General features: G+C 72.1%; 16 protein-coding genes. 7 read left to right on the forward strand and 9 right to left on the reverse strand.

Annotation, left to right across the window (positions count from 1 at the left end):
- Window positions 1-44 precede the first annotated feature (44 nt).
- On the reverse strand, window positions 45-404 hold the full coding sequence (locus ACWGIU_RS12555; RefSeq protein WP_453705027.1) for a PRC-barrel domain-containing protein: 360 nt from the start codon (window positions 402-404) through the stop codon (window positions 45-47).
- Between the two features lie 173 nt (window positions 405-577).
- Between ACWGIU_RS12555 and ACWGIU_RS12560 the strand changes: the two genes are divergently transcribed.
- On the forward strand, window positions 578-979 hold the full coding sequence (locus tag ACWGIU_RS12560) for a hypothetical protein (RefSeq protein ID WP_453705029.1): 402 nt from the start codon (window positions 578-580) through the stop codon (window positions 977-979).
- Window positions 980-1127: 148 nt separating this feature from the next.
- Here the strand turns inward: ACWGIU_RS12560 and ACWGIU_RS12565 are convergent, their stop codons facing one another.
- Window positions 1128-1313: a hypothetical protein gene (locus ACWGIU_RS12565; protein ID WP_453705031.1), complete on the reverse strand. Its 186-nt coding sequence runs from the start codon at window positions 1311-1313 to the stop codon at window positions 1128-1130.
- A gap of 171 nt (window positions 1314-1484) precedes the next feature.
- Between ACWGIU_RS12565 and ACWGIU_RS12570 the strand changes: the two genes are divergently transcribed.
- Window positions 1485-2681, forward strand: a complete 1197-nt coding sequence (locus ACWGIU_RS12570) for an FUSC family protein (RefSeq protein ID WP_453705033.1) — start codon at window positions 1485-1487, stop codon at window positions 2679-2681.
- 15 nt (window positions 2682-2696) lie between these two features.
- The gene (locus ACWGIU_RS12575) at window positions 2697-3083 is read left to right on the forward strand and encodes a VOC family protein (protein WP_453705035.1); all 387 of its coding nucleotides are present in this window, start codon (window positions 2697-2699) and stop codon (window positions 3081-3083) included.
- A 29-nt stretch (window positions 3084-3112) separates the two neighbouring features.
- Here ACWGIU_RS12575 and ACWGIU_RS12580 read toward each other — a convergent pair whose 3' ends face one another.
- A complete protein-coding gene (locus ACWGIU_RS12580; protein WP_453705037.1) occupies window positions 3113-3505 on the reverse strand; it encodes a nuclear transport factor 2 family protein in 393 nt (130 codons plus the stop codon).
- Between the two features lie 90 nt (window positions 3506-3595).
- Between ACWGIU_RS12580 and ACWGIU_RS12585 the strand changes: the two genes are divergently transcribed.
- The gene (locus ACWGIU_RS12585; protein ID WP_453705039.1) at window positions 3596-4039 is read left to right on the forward strand and encodes a MarR family winged helix-turn-helix transcriptional regulator; all 444 of its coding nucleotides are present in this window, start codon (window positions 3596-3598) and stop codon (window positions 4037-4039) included.
- Between the two features lie 154 nt (window positions 4040-4193).
- Entirely contained in the window at window positions 4194-4853 is a 660-nt protein-coding gene (locus tag ACWGIU_RS12590; RefSeq protein WP_453705041.1) for a class I SAM-dependent methyltransferase, read from the forward strand.
- Between the two features lie 108 nt (window positions 4854-4961).
- Here the strand turns inward: ACWGIU_RS12590 and ACWGIU_RS12595 are convergent, their stop codons facing one another.
- Window positions 4962-5834, reverse strand: a complete 873-nt coding sequence (locus ACWGIU_RS12595) for a helix-turn-helix transcriptional regulator (protein WP_453705043.1) — start codon at window positions 5832-5834, stop codon at window positions 4962-4964.
- Window positions 5835-6045: 211 nt separating this feature from the next.
- Between ACWGIU_RS12595 and ACWGIU_RS12600 the strand changes: the two genes are divergently transcribed.
- A complete protein-coding gene (locus ACWGIU_RS12600) occupies window positions 6046-7368 on the forward strand; it encodes an MFS transporter (RefSeq protein ID WP_453705057.1) in 1323 nt (440 codons plus the stop codon).
- 145 nt (window positions 7369-7513) lie between these two features.
- On the opposite strand, the gene gap is transcribed toward ACWGIU_RS12600, so the two are convergent.
- From gap to ACWGIU_RS12625, 5 genes are all read right to left on the reverse strand, one after another.
- The gene (gap, locus tag ACWGIU_RS12605) at window positions 7514-8512 is read right to left on the reverse strand and encodes a type I glyceraldehyde-3-phosphate dehydrogenase (RefSeq protein WP_453705045.1); all 999 of its coding nucleotides are present in this window, start codon (window positions 8510-8512) and stop codon (window positions 7514-7516) included.
- 141 nt (window positions 8513-8653) lie between these two features.
- Window positions 8654-9610 (reverse strand): GlxA family transcriptional regulator, encoded by a 957-nt coding sequence (locus tag ACWGIU_RS12610; RefSeq protein WP_453705047.1) that lies wholly within the window; start codon window positions 9608-9610, stop codon window positions 8654-8656.
- Window positions 9611-9876: 266 nt separating this feature from the next.
- Window positions 9877-11274, reverse strand: coding sequence for a hypothetical protein (locus tag ACWGIU_RS12615; RefSeq protein ID WP_453705049.1), 1398 nt, complete (start codon window positions 11272-11274; stop codon window positions 9877-9879).
- Between the two features lie 71 nt (window positions 11275-11345).
- Complete coding sequence (locus ACWGIU_RS12620) at window positions 11346-12257, reverse strand: SDR family oxidoreductase (protein WP_453705051.1); 912 nt, start codon at window positions 12255-12257, stop codon at window positions 11346-11348.
- Window positions 12258-12289: 32 nt separating this feature from the next.
- Window positions 12290-12895, reverse strand: coding sequence for a TetR/AcrR family transcriptional regulator (locus ACWGIU_RS12625; RefSeq protein ID WP_453705053.1), 606 nt, complete (start codon window positions 12893-12895; stop codon window positions 12290-12292).
- 130 nt (window positions 12896-13025) lie between these two features.
- Here ACWGIU_RS12625 and ACWGIU_RS12630 point away from each other — a divergent pair, with 130 nt between their 5' ends.
- On the forward strand, window positions 13026-13574 hold the full coding sequence (locus tag ACWGIU_RS12630; RefSeq protein WP_453705055.1) for a GNAT family N-acetyltransferase: 549 nt from the start codon (window positions 13026-13028) through the stop codon (window positions 13572-13574).
- Window positions 13575-13631: the final 57 nt, after the last annotated feature.

Genomic DNA, 13631 nt, shown 5'->3' on the forward strand with positions numbered 1-13631 from the left:
GCCCCCCCGCGCCTCCAACGACCGACACGTGCTCCGGCCGTGGATCACAGCCAGCGCGGCGGGATGATGCCGTAGTAACCACCCAGCAGCTGCCGGTAGTCGGTGCTCTCCAGGTGCTGGTCCCGGATGAACTCGGGGGCGTCCTTGACCTGTTCCCTGGTCAGGTCGACCTGGATCCTCTTCTCCTCCACGTCGATACCGGTGACGGTACCGGCCGGGAGGAGGACCTCCTTGCCGAAGATCCACGGGCCGGTGTCCACGACCAGATAGGCCGATCCGGCCTCGTCGGAGTGCTTGTCGACCTTTCCGATGCTGCCGTCGGCAGCCTCCACCTTGTAGCCGGACAGGTCCACGTCCGTGATGCGGTCAACGGTGACGCGATAGGCCCAGACGTTCTCAGACATGAGTGAGACAGCTCCTCCATCGATCCGTGTCCGTCACGGCGCGCCTGCCCGGTGCGGCCGCGGCTACACGTCCGTGCCCGATCCCGGATGACTGCCCGTGAGGAGGGCCCGGGCCACGGCCTGGTGAGGGCGAACTCCCGCGCCGCTCCGGGGCTCGGGGCTACGCTCCGCAGATGGAACGCGCAGAGGTACTCAAGCGAGTGATCGGCATCCTCACCGACGCCCAGGACATTCGCCGGGCCGCCGAGGCGGGCGAGATCGACGAGAACGGCGAGAACGGCGAAGACGGGGCGGGCGGCGCCGGCTCGGCACCGACGGCCGGTGTGGCCACGCTGCTCCTGAACGAGATGCTGCCGTCGATCAGGGTGCCGGCCGATGCCTCTCCCCAGCAGGTGGCCGCCCTGGTGGCGGAGGCGCTCGGACCCGCCCTGCACACCATGGTCTCGGGCTTCAGCCTGGCGTTCACCAGCCTCGCGATGGTGCACGACAGCGGACGGACGGACATCTCCTCGATCGGGGTCCTCCAGGAGCTCGCCCTGGAGATCGAGGCGGGGACCTACGACGAGGGCGCGTAGGACCTCGCGGCCGGCCTCGCCCCGCCCGGTCCCCCGCCCTGACCCCCCGCCCTGGGCCCCGCCCGGGCCCCCTTGGCCCCCCGCCATGGCCTCCCGGCTAGTGGCCGCCGGCCGGCAGGCCCTCCGCCGTCCGGTCCGCCGGACGCCGTTACTCCGCGTCGTCGTCGCCCGTACGGGTCGTCTTCCGCTCCTGCCGCCGCCTCAATTCCTCCGGGCTCTTGCCCTCGACCCGCTTGCTGGCCTCGGGGTGCACCGGGTCCGGACCGGGATGTTCCTGTGCCTGCTCCGCACGGCCCTCTCCCGACTTCTCACGCCTGTCCTCCGTACCCTCCATGGCTGTTTCTCCCTCGCGCTCGCGGATTCTCGTCTACAGGAACTGCCCCGGCCACCCACCGCTTACCCGCGAACGGCCAGGGCGCCCTCCTCCTACCGCCCATCCTCGGCCGATCGGGGCCCGGCGGCCACGCCATGCGTCATCCGGCCCAGCATCGGGAAGGCGCCCCACATGCCGGAAACGATCAGCAGCCTCGCCACCCGTGTCGCACGCCACCGCCGTGAGCCGGTCGCCGTCCAAGCCCTGCGCTCCACCGCCGCGGCCGTGATCAGCTACGTCGTCGCGCTGCGGCTGAGCAGCGAGCCGATCCCACTCACCGCCCCCCTGACCGCCCTGCTCGTCGTCCAGGTCACCCTGTACTCCACCCTCACGACCAGCATCCGCCGGGTGAACTCGGTGGTCGTCGGCGTGCTGATCGCGATCGGCTTCAGCGCGCTGGTGGGTCTGACCTGGTGGAGCCTCGGCCTGCTGATCCTCGCCTCGCTGGTCGTCGGCCACCTGGTGCGCGTGGACGAGTTCGTACCAGAGGTCGCGATCAGCGCCATGCTCGTCCTCGGCGTCAGCCAGGTCACCGACACCGCCTGGGACCGGGTCCTGGAGACGATCATCGGCGCGGTGGTCGGGCTGCTGGTCAACCTGCTGCTGGCACCACCCGTGTGGGTCGGCCCGGCCGGCGCCGCGATCACCGACCTCGCCCAGCGCATGAGCCGGCTGCTCGACCACATCGGTGAGGAACCCTCGGGACCGGCCAGGGTCGAGCAGGCCGCGGCCCGGCTGCACGAGGCGCGCCGCCTCGACAACGACATCGCCCAGGTGGACGCCGCACTCCGGCAGGCCGAGGACAGCCTCCGGCTCAATCCGCGGGTCAAGGAGGGGCTGCTCTTCAGGGTGGTGCTGCGGACCGGCCTGGACACCCTGGAGATCTGCGCGGTCGTGCTCCGCGTGGCCTGCCGGACGCTGACCGACCTGGCCCGGGCCCGCCCGGACGAGCCGCTCTTCGACCCCGTGACCTCGGCCGCGTTGCGGGAGGTGCTACGCCACACGGCCATCGCGGTGGAAAGCTTCGCCGAGCTGATCACCGCGCAGGTCAGCGCCAACGCGGAAGAGGCGGAAGCCCGACTGACCGGCGAACTGGCAGTCGCCAGGGCCCATCGCGACCGGCTCGCGGTGCTGCTGCTGGCCGCCGCCCGCGAGGACCCCGCACACTGGCAGCTGAGCGGCGCGCTGCTCACCGAGATCGACCGGGTCCTGGACGAGCTGGGCGTGGACAAGCGCTCCCAGCGCCTGCTGGAAGAACTCGACCGGCACCCCCGCAACCGGCGCAGGCGCTGGAAGACGCTGAAGCGGCCGCGGCAGGACGCCGTGTGATGGGAAGGTGGGGCCATGGTGCACGTACTGGGCAGCAGGATCCTGTTGCGCCCCACGGACCCCGAACGCTCGCGCGCCTTCTACGGCGACACCCTAGGGCTGGCGGTCCACCGCGAGTTCGGCACCGGCCCCGAGCGCGGCACGGTCTACTTCCTCGGCGGCGGCTTCCTCGAACTGTCGGGCCGCGCCGAGGCGCCGCCCGCGCCGGGCCTGCGGCTGTGGCTGCAGGTCGAGGACGTCCAGGCGGCGTACGAGGAGCTGCGCGGCCGGGACGCCGATGTCCTGCGACCTCCCGAGCGTGAGCCCTGGGGACTGATCGAGATGTGGATCGCCGACCCCGACGGCGTGCGGATCGCCGTGGTGGAGGTCCCGTCCGATCATCCGCTGCGCTTCCGCCCCTGATCCTGATCCGAGACCCGAAGCCCCATGACTTAGCGGGCGCTGCCGAGGTCGCGGTCGGACTCGGATCCTTCGAGCATCAGGGTGGTTTCCTCGATGCGGCCGAACCGGCCGTCGGGCGCGAACTCGCCGAACAGGTAGACCTCGGTGCGCACCGTCGAACCGTCCGTCTTCGTGACGTGGACGGTGTGCCGGTCGGCGTACTTGAGGCCGTCGTACAGCTCCTCGTGGACCTCGACACGGCCGTGGTCGACGACGCTGCGCAGGTGGGTGATGTGCTCGATGAAACCTGCCCGGTCCGCCCACGCGCCGTCCGTGCGCTGACGGTATTCCGGGGCGAAGTGGCGGTCGGCGGCCTCCTGGACGGTGAGGTCGCGGTTGAGGAGCAGGTCGGTGAGGGCGGCCGTGATTCCGGTGCGCGTCATGGGACTGCCTTTCGGTGTGATGCGTGCGTGCCGCACGCACTTCGGTAACCGTAACAGGGAAGCGTGCGCGACGCACGCTATTCTCGTGACGTGGACAACGAGATCGGGCATGAGATCGCGGACGCGCTGGGCATCCTGCTGAAGCGAACGACCCGCACGCAGCTGCACCAGCGGCTCACGGAGGGCATGGGCGAGGCCGTGGACGACGTGACCTACCCCGTGCTCAGCGCCCTGGCCCGAACCGGCCCCCGCAGTGCGGCGGACCTGGCCCACGACGTGGGGGTCGACCGCTCCGGGGTGACCCGCCGCGCCTCCCGGCTGGAGGCCGCGGGCCTCATCCGCCGCGAACCGGACCCCACTGACCGGCGCGCACACCTGCTCGTCCTGACCGAGGAGGGGCGGCTCGTCGTGGCGGAGCTGCGGGTACGCCTGGCGGACCACATCACGAGGAGCCTCTCCGCCTGGGCCCCAGGCGACGCCGAGACCTTCGCCCGCCACCTGCGCCGCTTCACGGCCGAAGGTCCGTTCGCCTGAGGGTCTGCCGTGCAACCACCGGCGCGAGCTCCTCGTGCGGCTTCCGCGGGGCACCCGTCGCGGCGGATCGCCGCCCGGGTCGCCGGCCTGACTTATTTCGCTGACCGCGTCGGCAGCCGCCCGCACCCGCCGCAGCGGGAGTAGCGTCCTGCCCGTGGCGGAACACCAGAACGAGACCAGGGCGGCCTACGACGGGGTCGTCGAGCTCTACGCGTCGATGTTCGCCGATCGGCTGGAGACACAGCCGTTCGCGCGGGCCATGCTCACCACCTTCGCCGAGCTGGTGCGCGGCACGGGGAACCTGCGGGCGGCCGATGTCGGGTGCGGGCCCGGACATCTGACGGCCATGCTGCACGACCTGGGACTGGACGCCTTCGGGCTCGACATCTCCCCGGCCATGATCGACCACGCCCGGCGGGCCGGTCCGGCGCTGCGCTTCGACGAGGCGAGGATGGAGGCGCTGCCGGTCGAGGACCGGTCCCTCGGCGGGGTACTGGCCCACTACTCGATGATCCATACACCGCCCGGGGAACTGCCCGCGCTGCTCGCCGAGCAGGCGCGCGTCCTGGCGCAAGGGGGGCTGCTCCTGGTCTCGTTCTTCGCGACCGACGGACCGGAGCCGGTCCGCTTCGACCACAAGGTGACGCCCGCCTACAGCTGGCCGGTGGACCGTTTCGCCGAGTTGCTGGCCGGGGTGGGGCTCGCGCCGTTCGCCCGGCTGATCCACGACCCGGCCTCCGAGCGGGGCTTCCTCGACGCCCATCTGCTGGCCCGCCTCGCGCCGCCCGCGAAGGCCTGCGGGCCGCTCCGGTGAAGTCGCGACGGTACCGGCACGTTCCGTGCCGGCACGTTCCGTACCGGCCACGCCGGTCGGAAGGGACGATCGTGCTCCCCGGCCGGGGGAGCATGGAGTGGCGATGCGTCAGCCGCGGGGCTCCGCACCCGCCGGTGCCGTCAGCCGCTCCAGCTCCTCCAGGCGCTCGCGCGTCTCCTGGTCCAGCGGTACGTATGTCACGAGCCTCGGCCCGGTGCGCGGTCCGAGCCACAGGTTGTTGTGTTCCAGGTACAGCATGCCCACGTGCGCGTTGCGGATGTACTTCGACTTCGCGACCTGCCCGCCGACCACCTCGTGGCGGGCCCACACCTCACGGAACTCCGCCGACGCCGCCTCCAGCCGGGCCAGCAGCGTCTTCCACGCGGGCTCCGCCAGGTGCTCGGCCATCGCAGCCCGGAACCTCGCCGCCATGATCCGGTGCGTGCTCGGTAGGTCGACGACCGATTCCCGCCACTCCGGGTCGGTGAAGGCGAGCCACATGCAGTTGCGCTCCTCCGGCCGCTTGCTGTCCAGGTCGCCGAGCAGGCGCCCGTACGTGGCGTTGTACGCGAAGATGTCGTACCGGCTGTTCTGGACGCACGCAGGGATGTGGCCCAGCTGGTCGAGCACCGCCCGCACGGCCGGCGTCACGCTGGGGCACGTCGCCGGAGGTGCCGGGTCGAGACTCCCGGCCAGCGCGAACAGGTGCTCCCGCTCGCTCACGTCGAGCAGCAGCGCCCGCGCGACCGCGTCCAGCACCTGTCCCGACACCTGGATGTCGCGCGCCTGCTCCAGCCACGTGTACCAGGTCACGCCCACCGACGACAGATGCGCGACCTCCTCACGGCGCAGCCCCGGGGTCCGACGGCGCGGCCCGCGCACCAGACCGACCTGCTCGGGAGTGATCCGCTCACGGCGGGTGCGCAGGAACTCGGCCAGCTCGTGCCGCCGAACGTCGCTTCCAGGAGCCACAGTGGTCATGGTCCCAGCCTGCCGCACCGCTCATCCTGTTGCCAGGTAGTCCTGGTACCTGGATAACGACACTCTGGTACCCGTCTGGCAGCGGGGAGATCGTCGGAGGGTGACTCAGATCCCCGTTCGCACCAACCCCGTGCTCAGCGCTTCCGTGCCCACCGCGCCCCGTCTGAGCGGCCTCGGCCTGTTCACCGTGCTCCTCGGCGCCGCACTGCCCATGATCGACTTCTTCATCGTCAACGTCGCGCTCCCGTCCATCGAGCACGACCTCGCCGCCGGTCCCGCACTCCTGGAGCTGGTCGTCGGCGGTTACGGCGTCGCGTACGCCGTCCTGTTGGTCCTCGGCGGGCGCGTCGGCGACAGTCTCGGCCGCCGCCGGCTCTTCCTCGTCGGCATGGCCGCCTTCGGCATCACCTCGCTCGCCTGCGGCCTCGCCCCGAACGCCTGGGCCCTCGTCGCCGCCCGCGTCGCCCAAGGGGCGGCGGCCGCCCTCATGCTGCCTCAGGTGCTCGCCACCATCCAGGCCACCACCGCGGGCCCGCGCCGGGCCCGGGCCATGAGCCTGTACGGGGCGACCGGAGGCCTGTCCATGGTCGCCGGGCAGATCCTCGGCGGCGTCCTGGTCGCCGCGGACCTCGGCGGAACCGGCTGGCGCGCGGTGTTCCTGGTCAACGTCCCCGTGGTGGTCCTCGGGCTGTTCCTGGCGGCGCGCACCGTCCCGGACACCCGGGCCGGCCGGCCCGCGGCCGTGGACGTGCCCGGCACCCTGCTCCTCGCGCTGTCCCTGGTCTCGCTGCTGCTGCCGCTGACCGAGGGGCGGGCCGCGGGCTGGCCGCTGTGGACCTGGATCTCGCTGGGCGTGTTCCCCGTCGCCGCCGCGGCCTTCTACGTCACCGAGCGCCGGGCCGACCGTAGGGGCCACACCCCGCTGGTGCCGCCGAGCCTGCTCAGGCTGGAGTCGCTGCGGCGCAGCCTGACAATCCTCATGCCGTTCTCGATCGGCTTCGGCGGCTTCATGTTCGTCCTCGCCGTGACCCTCCAACAGGGTCTGGACATGGGGCCGGTGACGGCGGGTCTGGCGCTGGCTCCCATGGCCGTCGCCTTCTTCGGGGCCTCGCTGGCCGGGCCGCGCCTGGTCACCCGCTTCGGCAGCCGGATCATCACCGCCGGAGGTGTCATCCAGGCGGCCGGGATCGCCCTCCTCCTGGCCACCCTGCGCCACGACTGGCCGGACCTCGGCGTGGCCGTACTCGCCCCGGGCATCGCCCTGGCAGGACTGGGCCAGGGCTTCCAAATGCCGGTGCTGATACGCCTGACGCTCTCGGACGTCCCGGCCGACCGGGCCGGGGCGGGCAGCGGCGTCATGATCACCGCCCAGCAGTCCGCCGTGGCACTCGGCGTAGCCACGCTCGGAAGCCTCTTCCTCGCCCTGGTCCCGACGGCCGGCATGCGCGCGGCCGTGTCCACCACCCTGCTCGTCCAGCTCGGCCTCATCGCACTGACCGTCCTGCTCAGCCTCCGCCTTCCCCGCATGCGCTGAAGGAGCCGTAGGGGCACGAAGCACCGGCGCGGCCGCCGCGGGTACGCCGAGGCGCCCGCGCGTGGCGGTCGGCCCCGGGATCACGACCGGGACCTACCGCGACGCACGGGCGCCGGGCCCGCCCCCACCGGGGGCCGCTGTCGGTTCAGCCCGCGGCGAGGAGCGTGAGCGTGTCGATCACGCGGTTCGAGAAGCCCCACTCGTTGTCGTACCAGGCGACCACCTTGACGTGGCGGCCGTCGACACGGGTGAGCTCCGAGTCGAAGATCGACGAAGCCGGGTTGCCCGTGATGTCGGAGGAGACGAGCGGGTCCTCGGAGTACTCCAGCACGCCGGCCAGCGGTCCCTGCGCCGCGGCGCGGTAGGCCTCGAGGATCTCCTCACGCGTCACGTCCCGGGAGACGGTGGTGTTGAGCTCGACGATCGAGCCCACCGGGACCGGCACGCGGATCGAGTCACCCGACAGCTTGCCTTCGAGCTGCGGCAGCACGAGACCGATCGCCTTCGCGGCGCCCGTCGAGGTCGGAACGATGTTGACACCGGCGGCACGGGCACGACGGGGGTCGCGGTGCGGGCCGTCCTGCAGGTTCTGCTCCTGCGTGTAGGCGTGCACCGTGGTCATGAAGCCGTGCTCGATGCCGGCGAGGTCGTCCAGGACGGCGGCCAGAGGGGCCAGCGCGTTGGTCGTGCAGGACGCGTTCGAGACGATCGTGTGCTCGGCCGGGTCGTAGGCGTCGGTGTTGACACCGAAAGCGAGCGTGATGTCGGCGCCGTCGGACGGAGCGCTGACCAGTACCTTGCGCGCACCGGCCTTGATGTGGGCGCGGGCGGCCTCGGCCGAGGTGAAGCGGCCGGTCGCCTCCAGTACGAGGTCGACATCGAGCTCGGCCCACGGCAGCTGCTCCGGCTCCCGCTCGGCGAGCACCGTGATGCGGTGGCCGTCGACGACGAGCACATTCCCCTCGACCGTCACCGGGCGGCCGAGCCGGCCGGACGTGGTGTCGTAGGCGAGCAGCCGAGCGAGGGTGGCGGGCTCCGTCAGGTCGTTGACGGCGACGACCTCAAGGTCGGTGTCGCGCTCGAGGAGCGCGCGCAGCACGTTGCGGCCGATGCGGCCGAATCCGTTGATGGCAATGCGAGTCATGAGCGATGTCCCTTTCGTTCGCCATCAGGTTCGCTCTCGGTCACCCTCCGCGACAGCGGCGAGATCGCCATGGTTCGTAAGGATCTCGCCACGGGCAGGGGGCGGGGCCGGTCGTGGGGCGGCTGCCCGGCCGATGACGGACTATTCGCCCTGGGTGAAGGTGCGCCGGTACTCCGTCGGGGTCGTGCCGAGGATGCGGTGGAAGTGCAGGCGCAGATTGGCGCCGGTGCCGAGGCCGACATCGGCGGCGATCTGCTCGACACTGCGCTCCGAGCGCTCCAGCAGCTCACGGGCCACGTCGATCCGCGCCCGCATGACCCACTGCATCGGCGTGTAGCCGGTGTCCTCGGCGAAGCGCCGCGAGAAGGTCCGGGGCGAGACCCCCGCCTGCTGGGCCAGCGCCTCCAGGGTCAGTGGTTCGCCCAGGTGGTGCAGCGCCCACTCACGGGTCGCGGCGAACCGCTCGCCGAGCGGCTCGGGCACGCTGCGCGGCACGTACTGCGCCTGGCCGCCGCTGCGGTAGGGGGCCGCGACCAGGCGGCGGGCCGCGTGGTTCGAGGCGGACACGCCGAGGTCGCGGCGCAGGATGTGCAGGCACAGGTCGATGCCCGAGGCGGCGCCCGCGGAGGTGAGCACGCTGCCCTCGTCGACGAACAGGACGTTCTCGTCGAGGTGGATGAGCGGATGTTTCGCGGCGAGGGCCCGCGCGTAGTGCCAGTGGGTCGTCGCACGCTTGCCGTCGAGCAGACCGGTGGCGGCCAGCGCGAACGCGCCCGTCGAGATGGCGGCGAGCCGCGCGCCACGGTCGTGGGCCGCGATCAGCGCGTCGATGACGGCCCGCGGCGGGTCCTCGCGGTCGGGGAAGCGGTAGCCGGGAACGAAGACGATGTCGGCCCACGCCAGCGCGTCGAGCCCGTGGGTGACGTGGTACGACAGGCCGTCGCCGCCGGTGACCAGGCCCGGAGCCGCGCCGCAGACGCGTACCTCGTACGGCATGCTCGCGCGGGTCGTGAACACCTGGGCGGGGATACCGACGTCGAGGGGCTTCGCGCCCTCAAGGACGAGGACGGCTACACGGTGGAGGCGGGAGGGCGACACGGGGTTCAGGGTACGGCGGGGGAGGGAACGGCCCGCATCCGATCCCACCTGTCGACGGGAGGCCGGGGGTGGTGGGGTGCGGCGATGCCATCGTGGTCCTGGCGCGCCACTGACCACCTGACCACTCCCACGCGGACCCGGACTTCCTGGACTTCTTCCGCGACGGGCGGCCCGACAACGTAGTGCTGGGCGCACCCGGACAGCCGACTGCCCGAGCAGCACCAGCACGGCTGACAGCCGCGGTCCGCCGCACCAAGGGCCCGCGGTCAGGCCCCCGCCAGGGCGTCCCGCAACCGGCGTGCCTCCTTGAGCAGTTGGGACGACCCTGGCCGCCGGGCGAGCGCCGTCACCTCGGGCAGCTCGCCACGCGCGCCCGACAGCCGGGCGGAGTCCGCGGCGACGGCCAGCAGTGCGCCGTGCACCTGAGGCCGGGTACGGGCCAGCAGGCCCGGGAGAGCAGTGGCCAGGACTGCCCAGACCGCCCCGGCGCCCTCCGGTACGGCTACCGCCGCCCGCAGTGACTCGATGAGCAGGGGCACCCTCAGCGTGCCCAGCGCCACGAGCTCGGTGAGCTCCCGCCCCAGCAGCTCGCCGTCCAGCCGGCCACGCGAGGCCAGCACCACCAGCGCGCGCACGGCGGCCTCCCGGTCAGGCGGGGGGACGGAGGCGAGCCCGTAGGCGACGGCCAGATGCACGGCGGGCCCGGCCGGGCCGTCGGCCGAGGCGAGCGCCTCCAGGAAAGCGGGGGAGCCTCTGCCGTCCTGGTCGGCAGCCGACGCGATACCCGTCAGCAGTCGCGCCGCGGCTATGTCCGGGTGCCAGGGCAGCGTCGCGACCGTGTGGGCGTCCCGGTGGTCCGGCAGGGACCCGTGAGGACAGGAGATGTGCGGCTCGAACGTGCGGAACAGTGACCAGAATTGCCGGGGGAACGCGCCGCGGCCCTCGATGGCTTCGTGCCCCACCAGGATCCGGCGGCCGACGCGTGCTCCCCGGCGCCTGCTGGGACGCTCGGCCTCACCCGCTTCGCGCTCCCGCCACGAGCCGGGGCGGGGCAGACCACCCTGCCGCAGCCAGGCGGCCGCCCGGATTCCCTCCGCCGACTCCAAGCTCTCAGCGGCGCGCACCACTTCGGGGTCCACCAGGCCGCCGCAGCGCAGCAGTGCCTGCCCCAGGTCCGCCGGCCCCGGCCGGATACCGAGGCGCTCGTACTCCGCGAGGCGCCCGACCAGCTCGTGCGGCGCCACCGCGCCGGTCGGCCCGCTCGGTACGGAGAGCAGGAACGGGACGTGATCACCGGCCCGCAATCGTGCCGCGAGCTCGCCGGCGCGCGCGCCCGCTATGTAGTCCAGTGCCACGTGCTGGCACAGTTCGAGCCAGCCGGCCGCGGCGTTCTCCCCGGACTCCTCCGCCCGCAGGGGACCGACCGCCGCGCCGACGATCCCCGCCACGCACCGCACCTGCGCGTGCGGTATCACCTTGAACTCGCGCGGGACGGCGCCCAGCGCGGCGGTCAGTGCCTCCCGGTCCCGGTAGCTGTGGCTGACCACACCGTTGAGCACACGTTCGAACACCACCACGCCGGGGTCGTGGCGACCCGCAAGCACGGTCGCGACCTCGTCGGCGAGCGCACCGAGCGACGGTACGGCGAATTCCCCCTTGATCATGTGATGCAGGCTAGCCCCTGCCACTGACAACCTCCCCTGCCACTGACAGCTCCGCTGCCGGCGTGGTGGTGTCAGAGCGGATCGCCGAGGGGTCCGTACTCCGCCTCCAGGTTCCTGGCCCAGTGCGCGGCGAAGTCGGGCCGGGTGCCGTCGGCGTCCGTGAACCCGTACTCCTTGGAGAGATCCCAGGTGGCCAGTGCCCGGCCGGTCCTGGCGATGACGTCCGGGTCGGCCGCCAGAGCCACGACCGCCCGCCCCAGATAGGCGGGAGTCTCGGAGTGGGCGAAGTTCGGGTCCTTGGCGGCGCCGTCCCGCCAGTTGGCCTCGGTGACGCCGAAATGCTCCAGCAGCGCCTCCGAGCGCAGGAACCCCGGCGTCAGGGAGACGGCCGCGACGCCGTGCGGCCGCAGCTCGGCAGCCTGCCCGACGGCCAGTCGGATCACCGCCGATTTCGCCATGTCGTAGAAGAAGGAGCCGCGGTAGCGGGCGGTGTTGCCGTCGGTGACCTCCACGACCAAACCGCTCTTGCGGGCGACCATGAGCGGCAGCGCGTACCGGCTGGTGATCACATGGGTCTCCACCGCCTGACGCAGGAGGCGCAGGCCCTGGTCCAGGTCCTGCTCCCACAGAGGGTGTTCCCAGTCGGTGAACGGGTCGCCGCCCCAGACGGAGTTGACCAGGATGTCGAGCCGGCCGTCCTGCTCGGCCGCGATCCGCGCCACCAGCGCGCGGACCTCCTCCGGGTCGCTGTGGTCGGTGCGGACCGGGATGCCCAGGCCTCCGGCAGCGGTGATCTTCTCGGCCGTCTCCTCGATGGTCTCGGGGCGGTCGAGATCGGAGCGCCGCTTTCCGCTGCTGCGGCCGGTCACGTAGACCGTCGCACCGGCGGCTCCGAGTTCGACGGCGATGCCCCGCCCGCCGCCCCGGGTGCCGCCCGCGACCAGCGCGACGTTTCCGGCGAGCGGTCGTGTCTTCGTCGTCATCTCTTCTCCATGTCTCCCGGATGTCTCCCGGTTCACGCGGTAGGGGTGGCGGTGGCGATATGCGGGGCCAGCGCGGCGTCGAGTGCCTGCCGGACGCGCCGGACGAGGGTGCCCTGCCGGTCGAGCGCCCAGTTGAGACCCGCGCCGGAGGTGATGGCCTGCACGGTGGCGGTGAGAGTCTCGACATCAGTCGTTGCACGGAGCTCGCCCGTGGAAACGGCTTCCGCCAGCAGTGTGCCGACCGCCCGGCGCCGGGCGTCGTGCACGGCGAAGGCCCGCTGGTGCAGTTCGGGGTCCGTGAGATCCATGCACAGGAACGCCAGGTGATTGGCGAAGGTCTCCGGAGAGACCATCGGCGCCATCCACTCGGAGAGCAGGGCGGCCAAGGCCCCGAGCGCCGAGCCCTGCTCCTCCCGGATCCTGTCGGGCAGCGCGTCCGTGTCCCGCACCGACTGGTCGGCAAGTGCCAGGATCAGGCCGCGCTTGGAGCCGAACCGCTGCACGAGCGTGCCGGGCACCACACCGACCGCGCGGGCCACCGCCGCCAGGGTCAGCCCGGAAGGACCCGCCTGCCCCATCACCTGGGCCGCCGCCCGCAGGATCACCACGTCTTCCACCCCGCGGGGACGTCCAACCACTGCCGCTCCTCATTAATAAATGCTTGTGCATTTATTAAAGCATGGACGGTTGGGGGCCGGGCCAGCGACCGAACCGATGAAGTCCAGGCGGCCTATGCGGCCCGCGACAGGACCTCGGTAACGTGGGTCCATGATCAGTATGTCGTCACGGGTCGAACTGCACCCGCTCACCCTCTCCGACCAGGACGAATTCTGCACGCTCGTGCGGGCCAGCTCGGCGCTGCACCGGCCGTGGATGCAGCTGCCCGCGACCGCGGAGGACTTCCAGGTCTGGATGCGCCGCTTCGACGACGGCACCAACCGGGGCTTCCTGGTCCGTCTCAGGGAGACCGGTGCGGCCGTCGGCATGGTCAACATCAACTCGATCATCCGCGGCCGCTACCAGGGCGCGTCCCTCGGCTACGCGGCCTTCGCCCCGTACGCGGGGTACGGATACATGACCGAAGGGGTCGCCGCCGCCCTGCGGCACGCCTTCACCGACCTGCGGCTCCACCGGCTGGAGGCCAACATCCAGCCGGGGAACGAAGCCTCCCTGGCCCTGGTCCAGCGGCTGGGCTTCCGCTACGAGGGGCTCTCGCCCGCCTACCTCTACATCGACGGCGGCTGGCGCGACCACGAACGCTGGGCCATCAGCGCACCGAATCCCTGGACGCCCGATCCGTCCCTTCCGGAGGTCTGAGCCGCGCGGCGCCGCTGGTGGGACACGCGCTACGGCGAGCCGGCCAGAAGCCGGCGC

Source organism: Streptomyces sp. NPDC054840, assembly GCF_053611065.1.